The 21,165-nt window shown below is 71.9% G+C and carries 20 protein-coding genes; 13 read left to right on the top strand and 7 right to left on the bottom strand.

Going from position 1 to position 21,165, the window contains the following annotated elements; all coding sequences use genetic code 11:
- Positions 1-68: 68 nt before the first annotated feature.
- The 8 genes from prfA (at position 69) to HT134_RS15350 (ending at position 8,461) form a co-directional block, all read left to right on the top strand.
- The gene (gene prfA, locus HT134_RS15315; RefSeq protein ID WP_175600987.1) at positions 69-1,121 is read left to right on the top strand and encodes a peptide chain release factor 1; all 1,053 of its coding nucleotides are present in this window, start codon (positions 69-71) and stop codon (positions 1,119-1,121) included.
- Positions 1,118-1,981 (top strand): peptide chain release factor N(5)-glutamine methyltransferase, encoded by an 864-nt coding sequence (gene prmC, locus HT134_RS15320; protein ID WP_175600988.1) that lies wholly within the window; start codon positions 1,118-1,120, stop codon positions 1,979-1,981. The genes prfA and prmC overlap by 4 nt, the downstream gene beginning before the upstream one ends.
- Before the next feature lie 22 nt (positions 1,982-2,003).
- Entirely contained in the window at positions 2,004-2,660 is a 657-nt protein-coding gene (locus HT134_RS15325; protein ID WP_217707825.1) for an L-threonylcarbamoyladenylate synthase, read from the top strand.
- Positions 2,661-2,764: 104 nt separating this feature from the next.
- Positions 2,765-5,293: a hypothetical protein gene (locus tag HT134_RS15330; protein WP_175600990.1), complete on the top strand. Its 2,529-nt coding sequence runs from the start codon at positions 2,765-2,767 to the stop codon at positions 5,291-5,293.
- Positions 5,293-5,673 carry a hypothetical protein gene (locus HT134_RS15335; RefSeq protein WP_175594066.1) on the top strand — a complete coding sequence of 127 codons (381 nt, stop codon included), beginning with the start codon at positions 5,293-5,295 and terminating at the stop codon, positions 5,671-5,673. Before HT134_RS15330 ends, HT134_RS15335 begins: the two co-directional genes overlap by 1 nt.
- Positions 5,674-6,036: 363 nt before the next feature.
- Positions 6,037-7,308, top strand: coding sequence for a glycosyltransferase family 4 protein (locus HT134_RS15340; protein ID WP_175600991.1), 1,272 nt, complete (start codon positions 6,037-6,039; stop codon positions 7,306-7,308).
- A 541-nt stretch (positions 7,309-7,849) separates the two neighbouring features.
- Entirely contained in the window at positions 7,850-8,041 is a 192-nt protein-coding gene (locus tag HT134_RS15345; RefSeq protein WP_175600992.1) for a hypothetical protein, read from the top strand.
- Positions 8,042-8,149: 108 nt separating this feature from the next.
- On the top strand, positions 8,150-8,461 hold the full coding sequence (locus tag HT134_RS15350; protein ID WP_175600993.1) for a winged helix-turn-helix domain-containing protein: 312 nt from the start codon (positions 8,150-8,152) through the stop codon (positions 8,459-8,461).
- Positions 8,462-8,551: 90 nt separating this feature from the next.
- Here the strand turns inward: HT134_RS15350 and HT134_RS15355 are convergent, their stop codons facing one another.
- Genes HT134_RS15355 through HT134_RS15385 form a run of 7 tightly spaced genes read right to left on the bottom strand, consistent with a single transcriptional unit; the run spans position 8,552 to position 17,642 of the window.
- Positions 8,552-11,026, bottom strand: a complete 2,475-nt coding sequence (locus HT134_RS15355; protein ID WP_175600994.1) for a hypothetical protein — start codon at positions 11,024-11,026, stop codon at positions 8,552-8,554.
- Positions 11,023-11,685: a hypothetical protein gene (locus HT134_RS15360; protein ID WP_175600995.1), complete on the bottom strand. Its 663-nt coding sequence runs from the start codon at positions 11,683-11,685 to the stop codon at positions 11,023-11,025. The genes HT134_RS15355 and HT134_RS15360 overlap by 4 nt, the downstream gene beginning before the upstream one ends.
- Positions 11,686-11,695: 10 nt before the next feature.
- Positions 11,696-13,030, bottom strand: a complete 1,335-nt coding sequence (locus HT134_RS15365) for a SagD/YcaO family ATP-dependent cyclodehydratase (RefSeq protein WP_175600996.1) — start codon at positions 13,028-13,030, stop codon at positions 11,696-11,698.
- Positions 13,005-13,871, bottom strand: coding sequence for a thiopeptide-type bacteriocin biosynthesis protein (locus HT134_RS15370; RefSeq protein WP_175600997.1), 867 nt, complete (start codon positions 13,869-13,871; stop codon positions 13,005-13,007). Before HT134_RS15370 ends, HT134_RS15365 begins: the two co-directional genes overlap by 26 nt.
- Positions 13,868-16,294, bottom strand: a complete 2,427-nt coding sequence (locus tag HT134_RS15375) for a lantibiotic dehydratase (protein WP_175600998.1) — start codon at positions 16,292-16,294, stop codon at positions 13,868-13,870. Before HT134_RS15375 ends, HT134_RS15370 begins: the two co-directional genes overlap by 4 nt.
- A 2-nt stretch (positions 16,295-16,296) precedes the next feature.
- On the bottom strand, positions 16,297-17,403 hold the full coding sequence (locus HT134_RS15380; protein ID WP_175600999.1) for a PqqD family peptide modification chaperone: 1,107 nt from the start codon (positions 17,401-17,403) through the stop codon (positions 16,297-16,299).
- A gap of 53 nt (positions 17,404-17,456) precedes the next feature.
- Positions 17,457-17,642, bottom strand: a complete 186-nt coding sequence (locus HT134_RS15385; RefSeq protein ID WP_175601000.1) for a hypothetical protein — start codon at positions 17,640-17,642, stop codon at positions 17,457-17,459.
- A 323-nt stretch (positions 17,643-17,965) separates the two neighbouring features.
- Between HT134_RS15385 and HT134_RS15390 the strand changes: the two genes are divergently transcribed.
- From HT134_RS15390 to HT134_RS15410, 5 genes are all read left to right on the top strand, one after another.
- Positions 17,966-18,403 (top strand): Cg1360 family ATP-synthase-associated protein, encoded by a 438-nt coding sequence (locus tag HT134_RS15390; protein ID WP_175601001.1) that lies wholly within the window; start codon positions 17,966-17,968, stop codon positions 18,401-18,403.
- A gap of 262 nt (positions 18,404-18,665) precedes the next feature.
- Positions 18,666-19,463 carry a F0F1 ATP synthase subunit A gene (atpB, locus tag HT134_RS15395; RefSeq protein WP_175601002.1) on the top strand — a complete coding sequence of 266 codons (798 nt, stop codon included), beginning with the start codon at positions 18,666-18,668 and terminating at the stop codon, positions 19,461-19,463.
- A gap of 74 nt (positions 19,464-19,537) precedes the next feature.
- Entirely contained in the window at positions 19,538-19,768 is a 231-nt protein-coding gene (gene atpE / locus HT134_RS15400; protein ID WP_175601003.1) for an ATP synthase F0 subunit C, read from the top strand.
- A gap of 34 nt (positions 19,769-19,802) precedes the next feature.
- Positions 19,803-20,345, top strand: a complete 543-nt coding sequence (locus tag HT134_RS15405) for a F0F1 ATP synthase subunit B (RefSeq protein WP_175601004.1) — start codon at positions 19,803-19,805, stop codon at positions 20,343-20,345.
- Positions 20,345-21,154, top strand: a complete 810-nt coding sequence (locus HT134_RS15410) for a F0F1 ATP synthase subunit delta (protein WP_175601005.1) — start codon at positions 20,345-20,347, stop codon at positions 21,152-21,154. Before HT134_RS15405 ends, HT134_RS15410 begins: the two co-directional genes overlap by 1 nt.
- Positions 21,155-21,165 lie beyond the last annotated feature (11 nt).

Genomic DNA, 21,165 nt, shown 5'->3' on the forward strand with positions numbered 1-21,165 from the left:
CACAAGAGGTGCGGCCGGGTCGGCGTTGTTGGTGAACGGCCGGAAAAACCCAAGCAGAAGGACCCACGGTGAACCTCGACGAGTTGCTCAAGGAGTATTCCGAGCTGGAGCTGCGGCTCGCCGACCCCGCCGTGCACGCCGACCAGCACCAGGCCCGCACCCTCGGCAGGCGCTACTCCCAGCTCACGCCCATCGTCGCCACCTACCGCGAGCTGGAGTCGGCGCGCGACGACCTGGGCACGGCCAAGGAGCTCGCCAGCGAGGACGAGACGTTCGCGGCCGAGGCCGCCGAGCTGGAGGAGCGCATCCCCCAGCTGGAGGAGCGCCTCAAGCACCTGCTGATCCCGCGCGATCCCAACGATGACAAGGACATCATCATGGAGATCAAGGCGGGCGAGGGGGGCGAGGAGTCCGCGCTGTTCGCCGGCGACCTGCTGCGCATGTACCTCCGCTACGCCGAGCGGCTCGGCTGGAAGACCGAGATCATCGACACCCAGCCCTCCGACCTCGGCGGCTACAAGGACGTCACGGTCGGCATCCGGGCCAAGGGCGACGAAGGCGTGTGGTCCAGGCTCAAGTACGAGGGCGGCGTCCACCGCGTGCAGCGGGTTCCCGTCACCGAGTCGCAGGGCCGCATCCACACCAGCGCCGCGGGCGTGCTCGTCTACCCGGAGGCCGAGGAGGTCGACGTCCACATCGACCCCAACGACCTGCGGATCGACGTCTACCGCTCCAGCGGCCCCGGCGGCCAGAGCGTCAACACCACCGACTCCGCCGTCCGCATCACCCACCTGCCCACCGGCGTGGTGGTCTCCTGCCAGAACGAGAAGAGCCAGCTCCAGAACAAGGAGTCGGCGCTGCGCATCCTGCGCGCCCGGCTGCTGGCCATCGCCCAGGAGGAGGCCGACGCCGCGGCGCAGGCCGAGCGCAAGTCGCAGGTCCGCACCGTCGACCGCTCCGAGCGCATCCGCACCTACAACTTCCCCGAGAACCGCATCTCCGACCACCGCGTCGGCTTCAAGGCGTATAACCTCGACCAGGTCCTCGACGGCGAGCTCAACGCCGTCACCCAGGCACTCATCGACGCCGAGATGGCGGAGAAGCTCGCACAACACTCATGACATTTCTGCTGGACGAAATCGCGCTCGCCACCGCCCGGCTGGCCGAGGCAGGTGTGCCCTCGCCGCGCACCGACGCGGAGGAGATCGCGGCATTCGTTCACGGCGTGCGCAGGAGCGAGCTGCACACGGTCAAGGACGCCGACTTCGACGCCCTGTTCTGGGAGGGCATCGCCCGCCGCGAGGCACGTGAGCCGCTGCAGCACATCACCGGCCACGCCTACTTCCGCTACCTGGAGCTCAAGGTGGGGCCCGGCGTGTTCGTGCCGCGGCCCGAGACCGAGGTCATGGCCGGCTGGGCGATCGACACGCTGCGCGCCATGGACGTCGCCGCGCCCCTGGTCGTCGACCTCGGCACCGGCTCCGGAGCGATCGCGCTGTCGATCGCCCAGGAGGTCGCGCTGAGCGAGGTCCACGCGGTCGAGGTCGATCCCGACGCGTACGGCTGGGCCAAGCGCAACATCACCGAGCACGGCCAGGGCCGCGTCCACCTGCACCCGGAGGACCTCGCCGAGGCGCTTCCCGAGCTCAACGGCAAGGTCGACCTGGTCATCTCCAACCCGCCCTACATCCCGCCCGGCGCGGTCCCGCGCGACCCCGAGGTGCGCGACTACGACCCCTCGCGGGCGCTGTACGGCACCGGCGACGACGGCCTCGGCGAGGTGCGTGCCGTCGAGCGCACGGCCCGGAGGCTGCTGCGCCCCGGCGGCTGGGTGGCCGTCGAGCACGCCGACGAGCAGGGCAGCGCCGTCTACCTGACGTTCCCCGAGGATCACGGCTGGCGCGACGTCCGCCTGCGCCAGGACCTGACCCGCAGGGACCGCTTCGTCACCGCGCGGCTCGGCCAGGACGAACCTGACTAGCCCGACCGACTAGCTGACTAGGATGCACGCCGTGGCAACAACCTTTGACTGCACGGACCTCGAACAGCGCGCCGAGGGCCTGACCGAGGCCGCCGCCGCGGTGCGCCGCGGCGACCTGGTGGTGCTTCCGACCGACACCGTCTACGGCATCGGCGCCGACGCGTTCACGCCGGCGGCCGTCACGGCGCTGCTGGAGGCCAAGGGGCGGGGCCGCGACATGCCGCCGCCCGTCCTCGTCGGCACCGTCCGCGCCGCCGGTGCGCTCGTCGAGGACCTGGGGCCGTACGGGCAGGACCTCATCGACGCCTTCTGGCCGGGGCCGCTCACCATCGTCTGCAAGGCCAACCGGGCCCTGTCGTGGGACCTCGGCGACACCAAGGGCACGGTCGCGATCCGCATGCCGCTCCACCCGGTGGCGCTCGACCTGCTCAAGGAGACCGGGCCGATGGCCGTCTCCAGCGCCAACCGCTCGGGCGCGCCCGCCGCCGTCACCGCCGCCGAGGCCGAGGCGCAGCTCGGCGACTCCGTCTCCGTCTACCTCGACGGCGGCAAGACCACCGACAACACGCCCTCCACCATCCTCGACCTCACCACCGCGGTGCCGCGGCTGCTGAGGCGCGGGGCGATCCCCGTGGAGAAGCTGCGCGGCATCATCGGGTACGTCGCCACCGACGACTGACGTATCGACGACTGACGTATACCGTCTGCTTATCCCGGCTGCGGTCGCGGCCCGCCTGCGCCTACGGTGACTTCCGGAGCGGCCACGACGTCCGGGAGCAGCCCATGGGCAAGTTCGACGGCATGGACCCTGAGCTGGTCCGTGACCTGCTGGCCGAGGTCGGGCGCGCGTCCGCCCAGCTGCGCGCCGCCGAGGCGCGGGTCGCCCAGGTGATGACCAGGGCCGGTCTGCCGACGCGCGCCGCGCACCGGCCCAGCCAGGTCGCCGACGCCGCGGACACCATGGTGAAGGACGTCCGGGTACGGCTCGGGCTGCTGGAGAAACGCGCCGCCGAGCCCCGCGACCACGGCCCCTCGGTGGGCGCCGACGCCAAGGACGACACCCCCAAGAAGGCCGACGAGCACAAACCCACCCGGGATGACGGCCGCGACGAGGCCAGGACCGGCGACGACCACAAGAAGACGGACGACCACAAGAAGCCCGACGAGCCCAAGAAGGACGACGAGCCCAAGAAGGACGACGAGCCGCGGAAGGGCGACGAGCCGAGGAAGGCCGAGGACGACAAGAAGGGGCAGGACGCCAAGAAGTCCGACGAACACAAGCCCACCAAGCCGGACGCCAAGCCTGACGACGAACACAAGCCCACCAAGCCGGACGCCAAGCCCGACGACGATCGGAAGCCCGCTCGGGAGGACGGTCGCGACGACGCCAGGACCGGCGACCAGGACAGACCCGCCAGGGACGACGGCCGGGACGACGCCAGGACCGGCGACCAGGACAGACCCGCGAGGGACGACGGCCGGGACGACGGTGGGTCCTGCAAGGACGGCGACGACACCCGCACTGGCGGTGACACGCGTACAGGTGACGACAGGGGCACCCGTGACGACACCCGCGTGGGTGGTGACACCCGCACGGGCGACGACACGGGGGCACGTGATGACTCCCGCGTAGGTGACGACACAGGCTCCCGCGATGACACCGGCACCCGGGACGACACCTGTACTCGTGACGACTCCCGCGTTGGCGGTGACACCCGCACAGGCGACGACACAGGGGCACGTGACGACGTCGGCACCCGGGACGACGCCGGCACCCGGGACGACGCCGGCACTCGCGGCGACACCGACACCGGGGACGGCACGGGGACTGGCGACGACACGGGCACTCAGGACGAGCCGAAGGACGACGATCTGGGCAGCAGGCGCGATCGCGGCGCCGAGTCCGGCGCCGACTCGTCCGGCCTCACCCCCGCGGACCCCATCGGCGCCCCCGACCCCATAGGCGACCGCGCCGACCCCATCACTCCCGCGGATCCGACGACCCCGGCGGACCCGGCGACTCCCGCCACCCCGGCCGATCCCGCGACCCCGGCGGACCCCGCCTCCCCGACGGACCCCGCCTCCCCGGACGACCGCGTCGACACCCCCGCCAAGGACCATCCGGACGACCTCGACCCGCAGAAGCCGCGCGTGGTGGTCGTGGACGGTGTGAAGGTCCTCCAGGTGCCCATCGACCCGCCCACGGCCACGCAGATCAGCAACATCCTCGACAATCTCGACAAGGTCCAGCCCATCGAGATGCCCACCCCCGCAGGCGACGCCCAGCCCGCGACCCCGGCCACCCCCATCGGCGCCGCCCCCGCCGACGGCGGGTCCGTCAGCGGTGTTCACCCGGTACACCCGATCGGTACGGTGCCTTCGGGCGACCCGGCGATCGGCGGTGCCCATCCGGTGCATCCGATCGGCACGGCGCCCGCCGACGCGACGCCGATCGGTGGCGCCCACCCCGTTCACCCCATCGACGCGACGCCTGGGAGCGGCGCCCATCCGGCCCAGCCGATCGACACGACCCCCGGCCACGCGGACGGCACGGGAACGGACCGTACGACGGGCACCACACCTGGTCAGGTGGACGGCACCGGCACCGACACGGGCTGCGCGGACACCACCACACCACGAGACGCGGACGGCACGACACCCGACCGCGACACGACACCCGACCGCGACACGACACCCGACCGCACCGCCCCCGACCGCGACACCATCCCCGACCGGGACACCATCCCCGACCGCGACACCACTCCAGGACGTGGCGACACCGCCCCCGACCGCGGCGACGCCACGCAACCCCGCGACAACGGAATCGTGCGTGACACCACCCCCGACCGTGACACCACGCCAGGTCAGGGCGCCCCGGTGGTCATCGACCCCACGGCCCCCGCGTCATCCGGTAGCTCGGGGGCCGCGGGCACCTCCGGCACCACGGGTCAACCGCTCACCCCGAGCGGCGCGCCTCAGGTCGTGTCCGCCTCCGCGGGGCCTCTCGACCTCGGCGACCTACGCGCCCTCCTCGACCAGATCCCCACACCGGACCACAGCACCACCACACCAGACCAGGTCGCCACAGCCGACCGGCCCGGACTCCCGGACGGCGGCCCGGACGCCGACCGCCTCACCGCCACCGGCGACCAGCCCGCCACCGACCTCCGGAGCGGCCACGACGGGACGACGACGCACCCGACGTCCCCGACGCATCACCAAGGCCACCACGACGGTCAGCACGACGGTCAGCACGACGGCCACCACGGCGGTCACCACGACGGCCCCGGCACCCGGTACAGGAGCGTCTGATGGCATTCGCCGACCCGCCCGCCCCCCAGCCGATGCGCCCCGGCGAGACCCCGCCCGTGACGGGCGGCACCAACCCGCTGGACGTCCAGCCCAGGGCCTGGGAGTTCAACCCGGAGTACCAGCGCCTCGTGACCGCCTGGCAGACCGTCCACCCCCTCCTGGAGGAGCTCACCAAGGCCCTCGACAAGGCCTACACGCTCGCCAGAAGCCCGCAGACGTGGGACGCCCCCGTGGGGTCCAGGTACGTCGAGGACATCGCCGAGTGGCGCTCCAGGCTCGCCCAGTACCGCCAGGCGGTGCTCACCTCGATCAGCGACGAGGCCGCCGACACGCCCCGCTGGATCCCCAGTTCGGCGGGCGCGCCCCACGCCTTCTCCTGACGAAGCCCGGCGAAGCCTGATGACGGCCGACGAGCCGACGACGGCCGACGAAGGCCGACGGGGGCCGGCACGGCGGGGGAGCACGCTCGACGGCGACGCCGTCCCGTAGGCTCCGGAGCCTACGGCCGTGACTCCGGGCGGTGCGCGCCGGCCCGCCGTAAGCACGCCCGGCGGAGCCGGAGGAGCCCGAAGGGGAGCGGCGCGGCGGTGGCCGAGGTGGTGCGGCGTCCCGGGCCCGTGGGGCGGGTTCGCGAGCGCGCATCGGCGCCCCTGACCATCCATCCGCCATATCTCAGCGAATATTAAGCCGGTCTGTGTCGTTTTCCGGTCACAGCGGTCCGGCGCATCCGCGAAACTAGGATCGTGCGCGAATACCTGTTCATGGCGCTCATAGCGGCTGCGGTGACGTACCTCCTCGTCCCGCTGGTGCGCCGCTTCGCCATCCGCATCGGGGCCGCTCCGGAGATCCGGGAGCGGGACGTGCACACCACGCCGACCCCCCGGCTGGGGGGTCTGGCGATGTACGGCGGGCTGGTCGCGGGGCTGCTGGTGGCCAGCGAGCTGGCCCATACCGGTCAGGCGCTCAACGAGGCCGAGGGCCGTCCGGTGATGGCCCTGATCATCGCGGGCGGCCTCATCACCGTCACGGGCTTCCTGGACGACTGGTGGGGCATGGACCCCTTCATCAAGCTGGCCGGCCAGATCGCCGCCGCGGGTGTCCTCGTCTACTTCGACCTGCGGCTCGTCTACATCCCGCTGCCCAAGGACTGGGGCGGCTCCACCAGCCTCGACTACACCCTGAGCACGATCATCACCATCATGGTGGTGGTCGTCACGATCAACGCGGTCAACTTCGTCGACGGCCTCGACGGCCTGGCCGCGGGCATCGTGTGCATCGCCGCCATGGCCACCTGGGCCTACTCCATCTTCCTGTCGAAGAGCATCAGCGGCGACAACATCACCACCACGGCCGGCATCGCCGCCATCCTCATCGGCACCTGCCTCGGCTTCCTGCCGCACAACTTCCATCCGGCGAAGATCTTCATGGGCGACACCGGCGCGATGCTCATCGGCCTGGTCCTCGCCTCCTCGATCGTCACCGTCACGCCGGTCGACCCGTCCGTCATCGAGGGCATCAACCGCTTCGGCGTGCTCCTCCCGCTGCTGGTCCCGGCGGCGGTGCTGGTGCTGCCGCTCATCGACCTGATCACCGCGGTCGTGCGGCGCACGTCCTACGGCATGTCGCCGTTCGCGCCCGACCGCGGCCACCTGCACCACCGGCTGATGGACATCGGCCACTCGCACCGCCGCTCGGTGCTGATCATGTACGCCTGGGCGTTCCTGTTCGCGTTCGGCCTGGTCGCGATGTCCACGATCGGTGTGCCGGTCCTCATGTTCCCCGTCGTGATCCTGCTCGCGGTCGGCGTCCTCGTGCTGATGGCCGCGCCCCGCTGGCGGGGGCGGCGCGGCAGCCAGCCGTCCGACGACGACGGGCCGCCCACCGGCCCCATGCCGCCGATCCTGCCCGAGCCCGGTTCCCATGCCCAGCCCGCGATGCGGCCGGTGCAGGAGCCGCGGGATCGCGCGAACGCGGAGGGCAGGCGCATCATCCCCACCGCCCCCCGGCATCCCTGAGGCGGCCCGTAAGCCCTTTCCAGCGGCCGAAGGCGACCAAGGGCGACCGAAAGCCCGACAGGCCGACAGGCCGAAAGACCGAAGGACCGAAGGACCGAAGGCGCCGGTGTGGTGGCCGGCGGTTCCCGATCCATGCGCGGAGTCGCGCGACGCGGTCCTCGCGGCTCTCCTCCGCCCGGTCGGTCGGGGTGGCGGACGCCCTCGGCATGCCCGGGCGGAAGGCTTCGCGCCCGGGCTTAATGATTCTGTAAGAAATGTGGAATTCCCCAGTCGGCGGGGCCCTAATGGCAGGGACGGCTGCGAGGTAATTGACTGATCACTTTGTGTGTATGGACGCTGTGCGCTGGCTTTGACAGACTCGGAGGCACAACAGGGGATATGCGAAAGCCGGCCAAGAACGTTCGGTGTTTTGGAATGGTGGGTCACCGGGGGGAATTCCCGCGAGGCGCATCGGGCGTGTCCGCAGCGCCGGCCGCTCGCTACTCGACGGAAAGGATCCGGCATGCGTACATTAATGCGTTCGGCGGTTCTGGGTCTCTCGTTGGCGACTGTCCTGTCCTTGGGGGCCGGCGCCGCGCAAGCGTCCGCGCGGCAGGAGGGGCCGTACTGCCCGGACCAGGCGCCTTGGGCGGGGGTGTGGCAGGGCTCCGAGGTGCGGGGCGGCCAGTACATCGACCACTACAGGGTGCCGTTCAGGTTCGGCTGGAAATGGGTGGACGTGGTCTGCGACTGAACGACGCATTCGTCTGGCGTGCCCCCGCCGGTTCCGGCGGGGGCACGCCGGTCGTCCGGGCAGGACTCACCTTTTCGGTATTCTGAGGCAGAAGGGATCCTGGGATCGATGCCGCGCAAGCATCCGCGTCTGGAGCTCGACGCCGCAATCCATCCACCTATCCGTTTTTCGCTGGTGGCCGTACTCTCGACGGAGGGCGAGTGCGCATTCCAGCAGATCTGTCATCGACTGGCCGTCAATGCCGCGACATTGTCGAAGAACGTGGCCTATTTGGAGACGGCCGGCTACGTCGAAGTCCGCAAGGGTTTCGTGGGGAAGCGGCCCCGCACCTGGCTGTCCCTCACGCCCGCGGGGCTGGAGGCGTTCAACCGGCACACGGCCGCTCTGCGCGCCATCTCGCGCGTCGGCAACACCTCATGAGCTGACCCCGTCGGATCACGGGCGGGCGCGTGCCGCGGCGGACGGTACGTCCGCACTGCGGCACGCGCCGGCGGTCCGGGAGCACGGCTGTCAGCCGCCCGCCATCCCCCATTTCCCGGCGGCGTCGCCGAGAGGGGTCCCGCAGGCGAAGCCGAGGAGAGGGCTGTGCCTGCCCCCGGGACGGAACTCGGGCAGCGGGACGCCCCACGGCACCAGCCCGCCGAAGATGGACCCGACCAGGCCGAGCTCTCCCGCGGCCAGCCACATGCTGTGGGCGGCCACCCCGGCCTGGTGCAGCACCAACCGGTGCGCGTGGCTTCCGCCCCGGGCCACCTGGGGGAGGTCGCACGTGACCACGGTGATCAGCGCTCCGTCGGCGAACTCGTCCTGCAGCAGCCACTCCCGGGCGGGCGGCAACGGCGCGAGCGGGTGGAGCGCGCCGCCGTCGGGACGCACCTCGTAGAGGCCGGGCGCCAGCCCCTCGACCGCGTAGACGGCGGCCAGCAGCCGGATCCCGGGCACCAGCGGCCCGGTCGCGAGCGCCCGCCGGGCGGCGGCCGGCGCGCGCAGCACGCCCGCCATGGCCTCCTGGGAGATGCCGTCCGCCCCGAAGAACCTGGTGGACTGGCGCCGGTTCAGGAACTCCATCGGCTCCATCACGGCCGGGCCCGCCGGCGGCACGGCGATGCCGGGCCCGCTCGTGCCGGCCGGGTCCTCGGTGAGGCGGGTCCCGCCGTGCCCCGGCGCGTGCGAGCGTCCGATGAGCTCTTCGACGATCTCGCGTACCCGGAAGGGAGCGCCCGCGCGTGTGCGCGGCGCGTCACCGGACGACTCGGTCCGGCCGCCGAGGCCCGTCGCGGCGGCCGCCCGCCGCGCCGCCTCCAGGGCGGCGGCGTCGCGCTCACCGCGGCCGAGCGCGAGCACCGCGGTGATCGGGGTCTGCTGGGGGTCGACGTCGAGCAGGTCGGCCAGCAGGCCGTCGTCCCAGGTGTCGGCGGCCGTGACCGTGACCCCCATGCCCTGGGCGAGGCGGGCGAGCTGCCAGGTCGCGACCCCCGCGTCCGCGTTCACGATCTTGTAGCCGAAGTTGTGGTACTTCTCCATGAGTTTGAAGGCGTCGCCGGTCAGGACGACCAGGGCGTCCAGCGGCGCCCCGGGCAGGTTCACCACCTCGCCGATCTGTTCGGCGCCCACGCCGGTGAGGCCGCGCAGCAGCGCGTTGGTGACGCCGTCGTACACGTGCACGACCGGGTCGAGGTCGAGTCCGTTGCCCGCCGCCGGCAGCACGAACGCGGTGGGGGAGCCGAGGTTGCCCCCCGTGGGCGCCCAGCGTCGGCGCGCCGGCGGGCTGGCCGGCGAGCCGGACAGCACCTCCCGCACGCCGAACGCGTGGTGCAGCAGGGCCAGCAGGTCCGGGTCGGCGGACTCGGCCGTCGGCCAGTCGCGGACCCGGTCGAGGAACGCCAGCTCCACGTTGGCCATGCTGTAGTGCTTCTGGTGCGTGCTGCTGGCGATGTAACGCCGGGGCGGCTGGGTGACCTCCTGCTCGAAGGCCACCACGGCGAGATCGTCCTCCTCCAGCGGCTTGGTTCCCGGCAGGCACATCGAGCAGCCGGGCAGCTGGACGAACATCTCCTCCTCGCACGTCCACGCCTCGAAGTCGACCACGGTCACGGCCGACTCGCCATAGAGCTCCTGGACGCCGCCGGCGAGCCGGCACACCTGGTTGCCGAGGAGGCCGGCCAGGAAGTCGCCGTGCCAGGGCGGGAGCTCGACGGCGGCCCGGGTCCTGGGCAGGCTCTGCTGTGCCCGGTAGCAGTGCAGGCAGCCGGACCAGCCGTTCTCGAAGACCGGGCTGATCCGCGCCGCCCCCGAACCGGTGAGCGAGACGAGGAACCATCGGCCGGAGCCCGCGCGCACCCGGTCGTCGAAGGGCACCAGGCCGTCCAGATCCATGGTGCCGTCGTCGATGACGACGGCGATCGAGGAGGGTGGCAGCTCGCCGGCCTCGTCGAGGTCCCGCTCGGTCACCGAGGCGACGCCGTCGGCGGTCAGCGCGCCGGCCAGCGCCGAGCGCAGCGCCGACGGCCGGCCGAGCACCAGCGCCGGCGTGGCGGCCAGGCCGAGCGCCGCCCGCACGCCGGACGGCCGGTTCCTGGTGGAGCTCACATTCCTGCTGAGATAGGTCACCACACGCCTCGGCACGGAGGTCTGCCGCAGCAGGTCCGCGCCGTCGGGGTCGCCGCCGCACTCCAGCACCCCGCAGGAGTACAGCAGGGCCAGAGCGGTCTCGACCGTCCGCGAGTCCGGCAGGCCGAGATGGGCGGCGACCTCGGCATGCGTACGTTCGCCGTCCAGCGCCTGGAGCAGCCGCCGGGTGAACGGGACATGGCGGCCGCCGAACAGCTGGGGCGTCGGCGTGCCCTCCACCAGCAGCCCGCCGTCGCCCACGTCGGCGAACACCAGGCCGTCGACGACCTTGAGCCGCTCGGGCAGGGAGAGCTGCGGGTCCTTGGCCATGGCGGCGGAGATGCGCCGCGCGTCCATGGGGCTCTCGGTGTTCACGCGTCCTCCTCGGCTGGGGCGCCCGCACGGGCGAGATGGTCCGACAGCTCCCGCCATGACGCGTCACGCCTCGCCCCGGCCCCCGCCCGGGGGTAGCAGCGGGCGCAACCGTGCACACCGGTGGTTCTTCCTTCGGTGACCTGGGGCTTGACCAGGCTCACCGTGCGGTACGCGCCGTGGGCCGACTCGCCCGCGCGCACGGCGCTCAGCCCCCACTGGGCGAGCCCGGCGGCCAGCAGCGTATGGGACGACAGATGCCCCTCGGGGCCCGCCGCGTCGCGCCGGTAGAAGTCGTACAGGCCCTGGAACGACTCGCCGATGCTCCAGTTCTGCACCGAACGCGCCTCGAAGCAGGCGGCGCACGCTCCCGTGCCGCCCGGCAGCAGGATCGGGCCGCAGCGGAGCCTGCGGGTCTCGTGGACGACGGGAACCAGCGCCGCTCCCCAGGACGCGACGATGTCGCCGACCCTGACGAGCAGGTGCGGATCGTGCCGGGACGTCACGAGGACGTACGCGCCGGCCGGGCGCAGCAGGCTGGTGTCCACGTGCACGCCCTGCGCGAAGAGCGAGGGCGAGGCGTCCACCCCTTCCCGCCGGGTGAGCGACGTCGCGACGTCGGCCGCGAACGGCCCGACGGCGATGACGTGAGTCGAGGTCATCTGCCTCTCCTTAGGCGAATGGCTGCGGCCACGGGTTGATGTCGGACTCCGAGCGCGGGCCGTGCCCCATGCGTTCCGGCGCCGCGTACAGGCGCGGGGTGCCCAGGTATCTGGCCCGGTGGAGGAAGCTGAGCGGCATGAGCTCGGGGACGAGGACCCGCACCACCCGCAGGCCCACGGACCTGGCCTCGTCGGAGGTGACGTCCACCGCGTAGGCCGTGCAGCCGCGCTCCGCGAGCCTGCCCAGCACCCATGCCAGCCGTTCGCGCGCGGAGTCCGGCACGTCGGGCGCCATGCTCGACAGCGTGCGCCGTCCGGGCGAGCCGAGCAGGAAGTCGAAGGCGTGGCGCCGCTCGGCGACCGCCATGTGCACCGCTCCGTCGAAGACGGCGCCGAACTCGTCCAGCGGCTTGTCGTGCGGCTTCTGGTACTGCATGGACAGCCGGCCCGACGACGACTCCCGCATGACCTTCGCGACGGCCCGCCTGGGGTCGAGGTCGGTCGCGCACATCACGTACGTGTGCACCCTGGTCGACTGCGGGTCGACGTCCACGCTGTAGACGGTCGGGATGCCGAGGTCGGTGGTGGCGTCGAAATGCCACGTCCGCAGGCCGGCGCGCTCGGCCATGGCTGTGGCGCGATCCAGCTCCGGGGTGGTGACGTCCAGCTCGATCCGCGGCAGGGGCAGCCGCTGGAGCCAGGTGAGGGTGAGGCTGTCGCGTTCGACGCATTCGAGCGCCGCCGACAGCAGCGCCTCGTCGTAGTCGAAGTGCGCCGCGGTCCCCGTGGAGATGGGCAGCCAGAAGCGCTCGGCCCGGCTGACGAAGGGGATGTGGAGGTAGACCATCACGGCGGGGACCCAGCACGGCCGGCCGTCCATCAGGTTCACGCCGCGCACCCAGCGCATCGGCGCCGCGGGGTCCGGCGCGACGAGGGGGCAGGCGGGGTGCGCCAGTTCCTCGGCCGAGCACCTCGGGACGGTGTCCAGGTCAAGCGCCTCCCGGCCCAGGTTGCGGCCGGTGTCCCAGATGAACTGCTCGTTGTCCCATACGCAGCTGGAGTAGCGTTCGACCGCCTCCACCGCGGCCGTCAGCCGCGCCGGGTCGTCGGTCAGCCCCGTGCCGGCGCCGTCCATGCCCGCCCAGGTGAGGGGGAGAGGCGCGTCGACGCGGCCCGGCAGCAGCGAGGCGGGATTCCCCATGGACGCGGTGTAGATGGGGAAGCGATGGCGCCCCGTCATCCGCGGGATCCGGGTGACGATGTTGACGAGCCCGGCCCGTCCGTCGATGAGCGGGCCGAGCGCCTGGAAGGCGGCCGCCTCATCGCGCGGTCGCTGACCGATCATGTGTCTCCTCCTCATGGGCGCCGCCGAGCACGGCGGCGAGAACGGCTTCCTCGCCCGGCGGCACCCCCAGCCGGTTGTTGTGCAGGTGCACCAGATGGAAGACCCACTGCCAGGGCGTGAGCGGGACCCCGCGCCCGGCCGCCCGGCGGGCCGTCGCGCCGACCGCCGCGCCGAACTCCTCGGCGGCCCGCCGCTCGCGTTCGGGCAGCGCGGCGGACGTCAGCGCGGGGGCGAGCCGCTCCGCGGCCTCGATCGCGGCGGCGCGCCTCGCCGGCGAACCGTCCTCGTCCCGCCCGGTCCAGTACCAGAGGTACTTCGACCAGAAGGCCCGGTCCATGCCGGGAACGGTGTGCCGCACGGCGCTGGTCATCGCCAGCGTGGCCAGCGCCGAGCGCTGCTCGGGCGAGAGGTCCGTCTCCATGGCCCGGACGGCGATCGCGCTGGAGAGCATGAACTGCTCCTCGGCCACGCGCACGCCGGCGCTCCCGCCGTAGCGGCGGAGCTCCGGCTCGTAGAGCCGTACGTCGACGCCCTCCCAGTAGTCGAGCACCGGCGACCCCGGCAGCCGGGCGTAGGTCCGGCCGCCCGTGGCGCGCGCCGCGTCGAGGAAGGCGGGGAAGCCGCCGGTCAGCTGCTCGTAGACGCGGTCCAGCAGCGGGTACGCGCCGTGGACCCGCAACCTGACGTGCGGCCCGCCACTGTCCATGAACCGCAGGAAGAACCAGCGTCCCCCGCCGTCGTCCACCAGGTCGCGGGCGGGCGGCACGAGCTCGCGGACCACCTGGTCCAGCCGCTCGAAGGCGCCCGGGTAGATCGCGCAGTACAGCCAGGAGGTCGTCATCCGCGCGCACCCCAGCTGAGGTGGGCGACGTACTCCGTCATCCGCGGCGAGCCGTCGATCAGGACGGAGTCGCGGCCGGCGGCCGGCAGGGCCTCCTCCATCACCAGGATGTCCTCCTCGGTCAGCGAATCCAGGAGCGCGGACAGGGACAGCGGGACGGAGGCGGACAGCCACAGGGGCTTGCGGCCCTTGGCGTACAGGTCGGGCACGGCGCCGCCCCTGCGGACGAAGACCTGGTCGGGCAGGCCGTGCTCGGCCGCCCAGCTCCGGTAGGCGGCGAAGGTCCCGGCCATGGTCGGCCTCCTGATCGCCGCCAGGAGCTCCGCGGCGGGCACGGCCCAGTGGGCCCGGCGGACCAGCACCGGCCCGAGGCGTTCGCGCGGGCGGTGCACCACGCGGTCGATCCCCTCCAGGCGCAGCATCGTGGCGCTCGTCCCGCCCGCCTCGGGGGCGGCGCAGAACCACGGGCTGGCGATGGTGGACAGGACGTTGGCCACTCCCTTCAGCATGCGACGCGGGACCAGGCCCGAGTAGAAGGGGACGACCGGGCCGGTCGCGTCCTCGACGACGAGCGTTCCGGTGGCCTGGTCCAGCCGGACGCGCAACTGCTCCAGCGACACGAACCCGCCCTTGGGCGCCAGGCCGCCGCCGAGGTCGAGCGGCCGCGCGCGGCCCGCGCAGCGCGCCTGGATGGGGTTCCAGTCCGTGGCCACCGTCAGTTCGAGCGGGCGCGAGCCGGAGGGCGTCAGGTGGGCCAGCCACGCGTCGAGCGGCCCGGTGAGCACGTCCGGCTCGAACAGCGCCCTGAAGCGGGCCGCGATGCCGCCGACGCCGTCCATGATCTGGTTGACCACGATCACGCGTTCGCCGTCCTCCAGCGTGGCCGCCTGGAACAGGACGGAGAAGGCGGGCAGGAGCGTGGAGGGCCCCGGGCGGACGTCCACCGGCGGCTCGTCGAGCAGCCTGACGTCGAGGTTGTCGAGCAGGTGCGGGCCCGGTGTGGCCAGGTAGCGCGCGAGGAAGGCGGGCAGCGGCAGCCAGTCGTGCCCGGGCGCCACGTGCTGCCGCCAGAAGCGCAGGGACGCCGCGTACTGCGGCAGCACCTGCAGGACGGAGGCCAGCCGGCGGCCGTACACGGACAGCGCCTCGCCGACCCACTCGGGCAGCGGGGGCAGGGGCTGGGCGCGGACCACGTCCTCGCGCACGGACAGCTCGGGCACCCGGGGTGAGGTGGCCGTCGCGGTGGCCTCGTCGAGGTCGCGAGCCCGCCCGGCGAGCCGGCGGGCGATCGCCGCGCGCTCGCGCGGCTCCGCGTCCGGCAGCCGCCGCAGGTCCTCGCCGATGGCCGACAGTCCCTCCGCGAACGGCGTCCCGTGGGGCGCCAGGCCGGCGACGGCATCGTGCGCGTCGTAGGCGCCCGTGGGCCACGCCGACTCCCCGCGGATCAGGCCCGCGTCGGTCAGCCGGGCCACGCGGGTCCACGGCGCGGCGGGGTCGTCCTCGCGCAGGCGGGCCAGCACGGCCGACCCCGGGGTTCCGCCGCCCGGCAGCGTCACTTCGTGGGCGTGCTCGGCCGCGCCGGTCAGGACGTCCTCGCGCCAGAAGAAGCCGTTGGTCCGGGTGTGGAAGTAGCTGGAGCGGACGAGGCGGTCGTCGCCGATGCGGGCGGGAGGATGGAAGCGCGCGCCGCGTCCGGCGTCCTCGCGGGCCTGGAGCCGCTGGAGCAGCCGGAAGTAGAGCGGGTGCGGAAGCGAGGCGACCGCCCGGTAGGAGCCGGACTCGGCGTCGCCCGGCGGCGCGCCCTCCCCGATGGAGCACACCGCCACGGGGCTCAGCCAGCCCAGCGGGCTCGTCTTGACGGCCGCCCTGACCAAGTAGTTGAACAACGTCCGCGCGAGCCTGCGGCCCTGCTTCGATCCGCCGTGCACGGCGTCGGGGCGCGCCGCCGCCGCCAGGATCTCCGGCGCCGCCACCGACAGCGCCCGGGCCAGGGCGCCGTCGCCGGCCTGCTTGGCGAGCACCGCGTACGAGGCGGCCAGCTCGGACTCGAGCGTCGTCTCGTAGCGCGCCGCCGCGGCCGCCGACCGCTCCCGCAGCTCCCGCCACGCGGCGAAGCCGGGGCCGAGGCGCGCGACGACGCGCTCCAGCGCGGCGCCCGCCGGGCGGGGCGGGCGGCCGTTGTGGATGTCCCGGCGCAGCCTGATCGCCACCCGCCGGTCCTCGTCGGGCAGCGCCGGGATCAGGGCGTACAGCTCCTCGCTGAGCCGCCCGGCGAGCGCGTCGAGCCGGCGCGTGAGCGCGTCAGCCTCGTCGAGCGCGGACAGCGCGCCGTCGGCGCGGAACTCCAGCAGGGTGCTCGCCGCGGTGCCCGACAGGCGTACCAGGACGAAGGGCGCGATCGTGGCCTGTTCGCTGACCTGCATCCCTAGCCTCCGACAGCGGTGAAGAGACGGCCCACCAGCAGGACGAGCACCCCCAGATAGCCGAGGGCCAGGACGCCGTAGCACACGTAGAGCCGGCGCAGCCAGGGCCCGGCCACGTTCCTGCGGTCCCGGGTGAGCAGATAGGTGATCGCCCTGCGGCGGAACGCGTGGTGGCCGGTGGCCGCCTCGAGCGCGTGGAGCCCGTCGCTGGGCATGAAGGGATTGAGATTGTGCAGCAGGGCCAGCAGCAGCGCGTTGGCCACCGCGGCGGCGAGGGCGCGGACCCCGGGATCGTCCGCCGTGAGGGCGATCGCCCCCGCGATGCCGCTGTTGACCACGTCCACGACGGGGCCGGCCATGGTGATCGCCAGCAGCGACGCCCGTCCGGGCAGCCGGTAGGCGTGGGAGCGGTCGACGTAGGGCCGGGGCAGGATCCCGAAGAAGAAGGCGACGCCGACCTCGCGCACGACGACGCCGTAGTGGCGGCAGGCGAGGTAGTGGCCGAGTTCGTGGATCGCCAGGTGCGCGACGAGGATGAGCGGGAGCAGCGCCGCGGCCAGGCCGAGCGGCGCCGTGCCGGTCCGGTGCGTGACCGCCAGCGCGGCCATGGTGATCGACAGGGTGACCACCAGCGCGAGGACGGTGAGGAGCGCGTTCCTCGTCAGCGGACGCAGCGGCGCGCGTGGCCGGGGCGCCCGCGGCGCGGAGGTGTCGCGCAGCAGGACCAGCCGCGGCATGGGGATGTCCGCCAGCGCGCGGGCGAGGCGGCCGCGGCGCTCGGCCCGCACCGGCTCGACGTTGAGCACCCCGAGGCCGCGAAGCTCCGACAAGAACCGCGACACCGTTTCCTCGGCCCTCGTCAATGGCACCTGGAAGCGGTCGGAGATGTCCTGCGAGAGCTCGTGCGGCGACACGCTCTCGCGCAGCCGCGGAATCAGCAGCCGCGAACTCCGGCCGAGTTGGAAATATTTCCCCGAATCACTGTCGAACAGCAGGACGCCGTTTTCGTCTTCCGCGCAGACTTCTATTCCCGACGCCAGGGAGACCGGGAGGTCCCAGGCCAAGGAGGCGTCGTCGGCCCGTCGGAGCGAGCCGTCGTGGCGCGCCATGGATCCTGGGACCTCCCTTGCTCATGAATCAGACGTGGTCAGCCGTACGGAAATCAGCCGCTGGCGCTCGAGCCGGCCGTGGAGACGGAGCTCGCGCTGCTGCACGTGCCGGTGGAGAAAGTGAACCCGGTGCTCAGCGTGCTGCCGTACGAACGGCCGGCGTCGAGTTCGTCGCCGGAGAGCTCGCGGGCGAACAGCTCGAAGTCGGCACCGAAGTCCGCGAGGTGCTGATTCTGCATGACGATCCCTTCCTTTCTCTGCGAAATGCCGTGTTGTAACGCTCTGAACTATTGCATCGGCATTTAGCCCCGGCAAGAAGGGCAAATAATTCTTTTTTGGAGCTGGCTCGCGAAAGGAAATAGGTTTCCCGCGGGGAACATGATCCGCGCCGGATGTGCCCGCCGCCCGCCGCGCGGGCGCCGCGACCATGATCGTCAACTCGAAACGGGAGGTAAAAGCGATGCAGTGAGAGCTTGTGATATCTTTCACGAGTGGGAGGAACGCCAGGCCGGACCCTCCCGGAATCACTACGTCCTCTTGACAACTCGGTTATGGAGCTCCGATGCAGGCCACCGACCTTCGGCTGTTCAAGGCCGCCGCACTCCCCACGGCGGCGCTCGGACTGGTCGCCATCGTGGTTTCCCTCATCGTCTCCGGCGTGCCCGGGATGCTCGGCTCCCTCATCGGCCTCGCGCTCGTCATGGTCTTCTTCGCCGTGGGACTGGTCGGTGTCGCCTACGCCTCACGGATCTCGCCGACCGTGATGATGGCCACCGCGATGGGCACGTTCCTCGCCAAGATCGCCATCCTGATCATCGTGCTGAAGAGCGCCGAGGGCGTCACCGCCTGGAGCCCCCGAGCCTTCAGCCTCACCGTCATCCTCGGGACGATCGCCTGGACGATCGGCGAGGCCAGGGCGTTCATGAAGCTGCGTATCCTCTACGTGGACCCGGAACCGTCGGGTGCGGCCGGGAAACGGGCAGAGGACGAGCGGGTATGAAACCGCTCCCGGACCGCGTCGCTCGCCGGCCGGGCCTCGAAGGCGTCGAGATGGCCCGCTGGTCACCTGATATGACTAGTCACAGCCGCGACTGCTATTGTCGCGTGCACTATACGAACGTCGGAGGGCAGGGCTGCGCAGGTCGAGGACCGCGCGCTCGTCGCCTCCACCCCACCTGTCAAGTCTCTCTTTCCCGCCTGCCTCCGCCCGGGGGCGCGCGTGCGGAAGAGACCCCGATCCACCGTGACGAAGGGACCGCCGAGTGAGCGCCGCGCTGCCGCTTCTCGCATCAGAGGAGTTCAAGGCCCCGGGCCTCGGTCTGTTCGATTGGCCGCCCATCCTGGCCTCCGGCCCCGCCTGGTTCAACAAGCCCGCCGCGTTGATGATGCTGGGCTCGCTCCTGGTCATCGTGTTCGCCTTCGCGGCGTTCAGCCGGCCCCAAGTCGTGCCGCGCGGCATGCAGAACGTCGGCGAACTCGCCTACACATTCGTCAGGGAACAGGTCGCCAGGCCGTTCCTCGGCACCAAGGACAGCGACCGGTGGATGCCGTTGCTGTTCACCCTGTTCTTCTTCGTATGGATCATGAACCTGTTCGGGTCCATCATCTTCATCCAGTTCCCCGTGATGTCCATCATCGGATATCCGGCGATCCTGGCGATCATGGTGTGGGTGCTCACCCAGTACCTCGGCGTCAAGCGCCAGGGGCCGGTCGGCCTGTTCAAGAACGTCATGTTCCCGCCCGGCCTGCCCAAGTGGGTCTACGTGCTGGTCGCGCCGATCGAGTTCCTGTCCCACTTCTTCCTGCGCCACATCACCCACGCCGTGCGACTCTTCGCCACGATGATGGCCGGACACCTGATCGTGGCGCTGTTCTCCGACGTCGGCTGGCACTTCCTGTTCGCGACGCTCACGCCGCTCGGAGCACCGCTGGGCCTGATCGGCGTCATCATGACGATCCTGCTGACGGCGTTCGAGCTGTTCATCCAGGCCCTGCAGGCCTACGTCTTCGCACTGCTGACCGCCATGTTCATCGGCGGCGCGCTGCACCCCGAGCACTAGACCTGTCCTTCACCCTCCCAAGACGGAACCGCCGGTGGAAGACCCACCGGTCGATAAGAAAAGGAAACACGAGCATGAGTGGCGTTCTCGCTCAGGTGACCGGCGACCTCGGTTCGATCGGCTACGGTCTCGCGGCGATCGGCCCCGGTGTCGGCATCGGCATCATCTTCGGCCAGGGTGTGCAGGCCATCGCCCGCCAGCCCGAGGCCTACGGTCTCATCCGCCAGAACATGATCCTGGGCTTCGTCTTCGCCGAAGCGCTGGCGCTGATCGGTGTCGCGCTGGCCTTCGCGTTCCAGGGCTGATCGTCGATAGCCCTCTGACCGGAAGGCACTATTCATGAAACTGCTAGCGGCAGAGGAAGCGGGCGCCAGCATCATCCTGCCCACCGTGGCTGAGATGGTCATCGGCGGCTTCGCCTTCCTGGTCGTCCTGTTCGTCGTCGGCAGAATTCTCGTCCCCCGGATCCAGAAGACGCTGGCCGAGCGGACCGACCTCATCGAGGGCGGCATCAAGCGGGCGGAAGCGGCCCAGGCCGAGGCGCAGGCGCTGCAGCAGCAGTACCGCGACCAGCTGGCCGAGGCCCGGCAGGAGGCGGCCCGGCTCCGCGAGGAGGCTCGCGAGCAGGCCGCCCAGATCAAGGCCGAGCTCCGCGAGGAGGCGCAGGCCGAGGCCCGCCGCCTCATCGAGGCCGCGCACGCCCAGATCGAGGCCGACCGTCAGCAGGCGTTCGCCCAGCTGCGCGCCGAGATCGGCCGCCTGTCCATCGACCTGGCCGGCCGCATCGTCGGCGAGTCCCTCGAGGACGAGGCCCGGCAGCGCCGCACCGTCGACCGTTTCCTTGACGAGCTCGAGAGCTCAAGCGCGCAGGCGGTGCGCTAATGCGAGGCCTGAGCAGAAGCTCGCTGGCAGAGGTCGAGGAGCGCTTCAACGCGGTCGCCGGCAGCGCCGACCTCGGCACGCTCTCCGACGAGCTGTTCGCGATCGCCGATCTGCTCGACCGCGAGCACGGCCTGCGCCGCGCCCTGTCCGACCCGTCACGGCGGGCCGAGGCCAAGGCGGGCACCGTGCGGGCCCTGCTCGCGGGCAAGGTCGGCGAGGCCGCGCTCGCCACCACCGAGGCCGCCGCGTCGGCCCGGTGGTCGCGCGCGGGTGACCTCGCCGACGTCCTCGAGCGGCTCGGCGTCGTCGCCGCCGCCGCGGAGGCCGAGAGCCAGGGCACGATCGACGAGGTGGAGGACGAGCTCTTCCGCTTCGGCCGCGTCGTCGCCGCCAACCCCGGCCTGCGCCGCGCGCTCGCCGCCGGCGACGCCCCCGAGGAGGGCAAGCGCCGGCTGCTGAGCGACCTGCTCAGCGGCAAGGCCGCGACGGCCAGCGTGCGTCTCATCACGCAGGTGGCAACACACCCGCGAGGACGTAGCCTGGAAGCAGGCCTGGAGGAGTTCGGCCAGCTCGTGGCGCAGCAGCGCCAGCGCTTCGTCGCGGTGGTGCGCAGCGCCGTCGAGCTGACCGACCAGCAGAAGGCCCGCCTGGCGACGTGGCTGCGCACCTCCTACGGCCGTGACGTGCACCTGAACGTCGAGGTGGATCCGCGAGTGCTCGGTGGCTTCTCGGTCCGCATCGGCGACGAGATCATCGACACCACCATTGTGGGACGAATCGAAGAAGTCCGCCGCCGGTTGGCCGGCTAGGCGAAGAGGGA

The organism is Nonomuraea rhodomycinica (genome assembly GCF_013363995.1).
GTDB classification, from domain to species: Bacteria; Actinomycetota; Actinomycetes; order Streptosporangiales; family Streptosporangiaceae; genus Nonomuraea; species Nonomuraea rhodomycinica.

What these genes read in the sequence shown, in the direction of transcription:
- HT134_RS15375 (WP_175600998.1), bottom strand. Translation starts at nt 16,294, where the DNA reads ATGCAGGTCAGCGAACAGGCCACGATCGCGCCCTTCGTCCTGGTACGC.
- HT134_RS15390 (WP_175601001.1), top strand. Translation starts at nt 17,966, where the DNA reads ATGCAGGCCACCGACCTTCGGCTGTTCAAGGCCGCCGCACTCCCCACG.
- HT134_RS15330 (WP_175600990.1), top strand. Translation starts at nt 2,765, where the DNA reads ATGGGCAAGTTCGACGGCATGGACCCTGAGCTGGTCCGTGACCTGCTG.
- HT134_RS15370 (WP_175600997.1), bottom strand. Translation starts at nt 13,871, where the DNA reads ATGACGACCTCCTGGCTGTACTGCGCGATCTACCCGGGCGCCTTCGAG.
- HT134_RS15350 (WP_175600993.1), top strand. Translation starts at nt 8,150, where the DNA reads ATGCCGCGCAAGCATCCGCGTCTGGAGCTCGACGCCGCAATCCATCCA.
- HT134_RS15365 (WP_175600996.1), bottom strand. Translation starts at nt 13,030, where the DNA reads ATGATCGGTCAGCGACCGCGCGATGAGGCGGCCGCCTTCCAGGCGCTC.
- HT134_RS15335 (WP_175594066.1), top strand. Translation starts at nt 5,293, where the DNA reads ATGGCATTCGCCGACCCGCCCGCCCCCCAGCCGATGCGCCCCGGCGAG.
- HT134_RS15385 (WP_175601000.1), bottom strand. Translation starts at nt 17,642, where the DNA reads ATGCAGAATCAGCACCTCGCGGACTTCGGTGCCGACTTCGAGCTGTTC.
- prmC (WP_175600988.1), top strand. Translation starts at nt 1,118, where the DNA reads ATGACATTTCTGCTGGACGAAATCGCGCTCGCCACCGCCCGGCTGGCC.
- atpE (WP_175601003.1), top strand. Translation starts at nt 19,538, where the DNA reads ATGAGTGGCGTTCTCGCTCAGGTGACCGGCGACCTCGGTTCGATCGGC.
- HT134_RS15360 (WP_175600995.1), bottom strand. Translation starts at nt 11,685, where the DNA reads ATGACCTCGACTCACGTCATCGCCGTCGGGCCGTTCGCGGCCGACGTC.
- HT134_RS15405 (WP_175601004.1), top strand. Translation starts at nt 19,803, where the DNA reads ATGAAACTGCTAGCGGCAGAGGAAGCGGGCGCCAGCATCATCCTGCCC.
- HT134_RS15380 (WP_175600999.1), bottom strand. Translation starts at nt 17,403, where the DNA reads ATGGCGCGCCACGACGGCTCGCTCCGACGGGCCGACGACGCCTCCTTG.
- HT134_RS15325 (WP_217707825.1), top strand. Translation starts at nt 2,004, where the DNA reads ATGCACGCCGTGGCAACAACCTTTGACTGCACGGACCTCGAACAGCGC.
- HT134_RS15410 (WP_175601005.1), top strand. Translation starts at nt 20,345, where the DNA reads ATGCGAGGCCTGAGCAGAAGCTCGCTGGCAGAGGTCGAGGAGCGCTTC.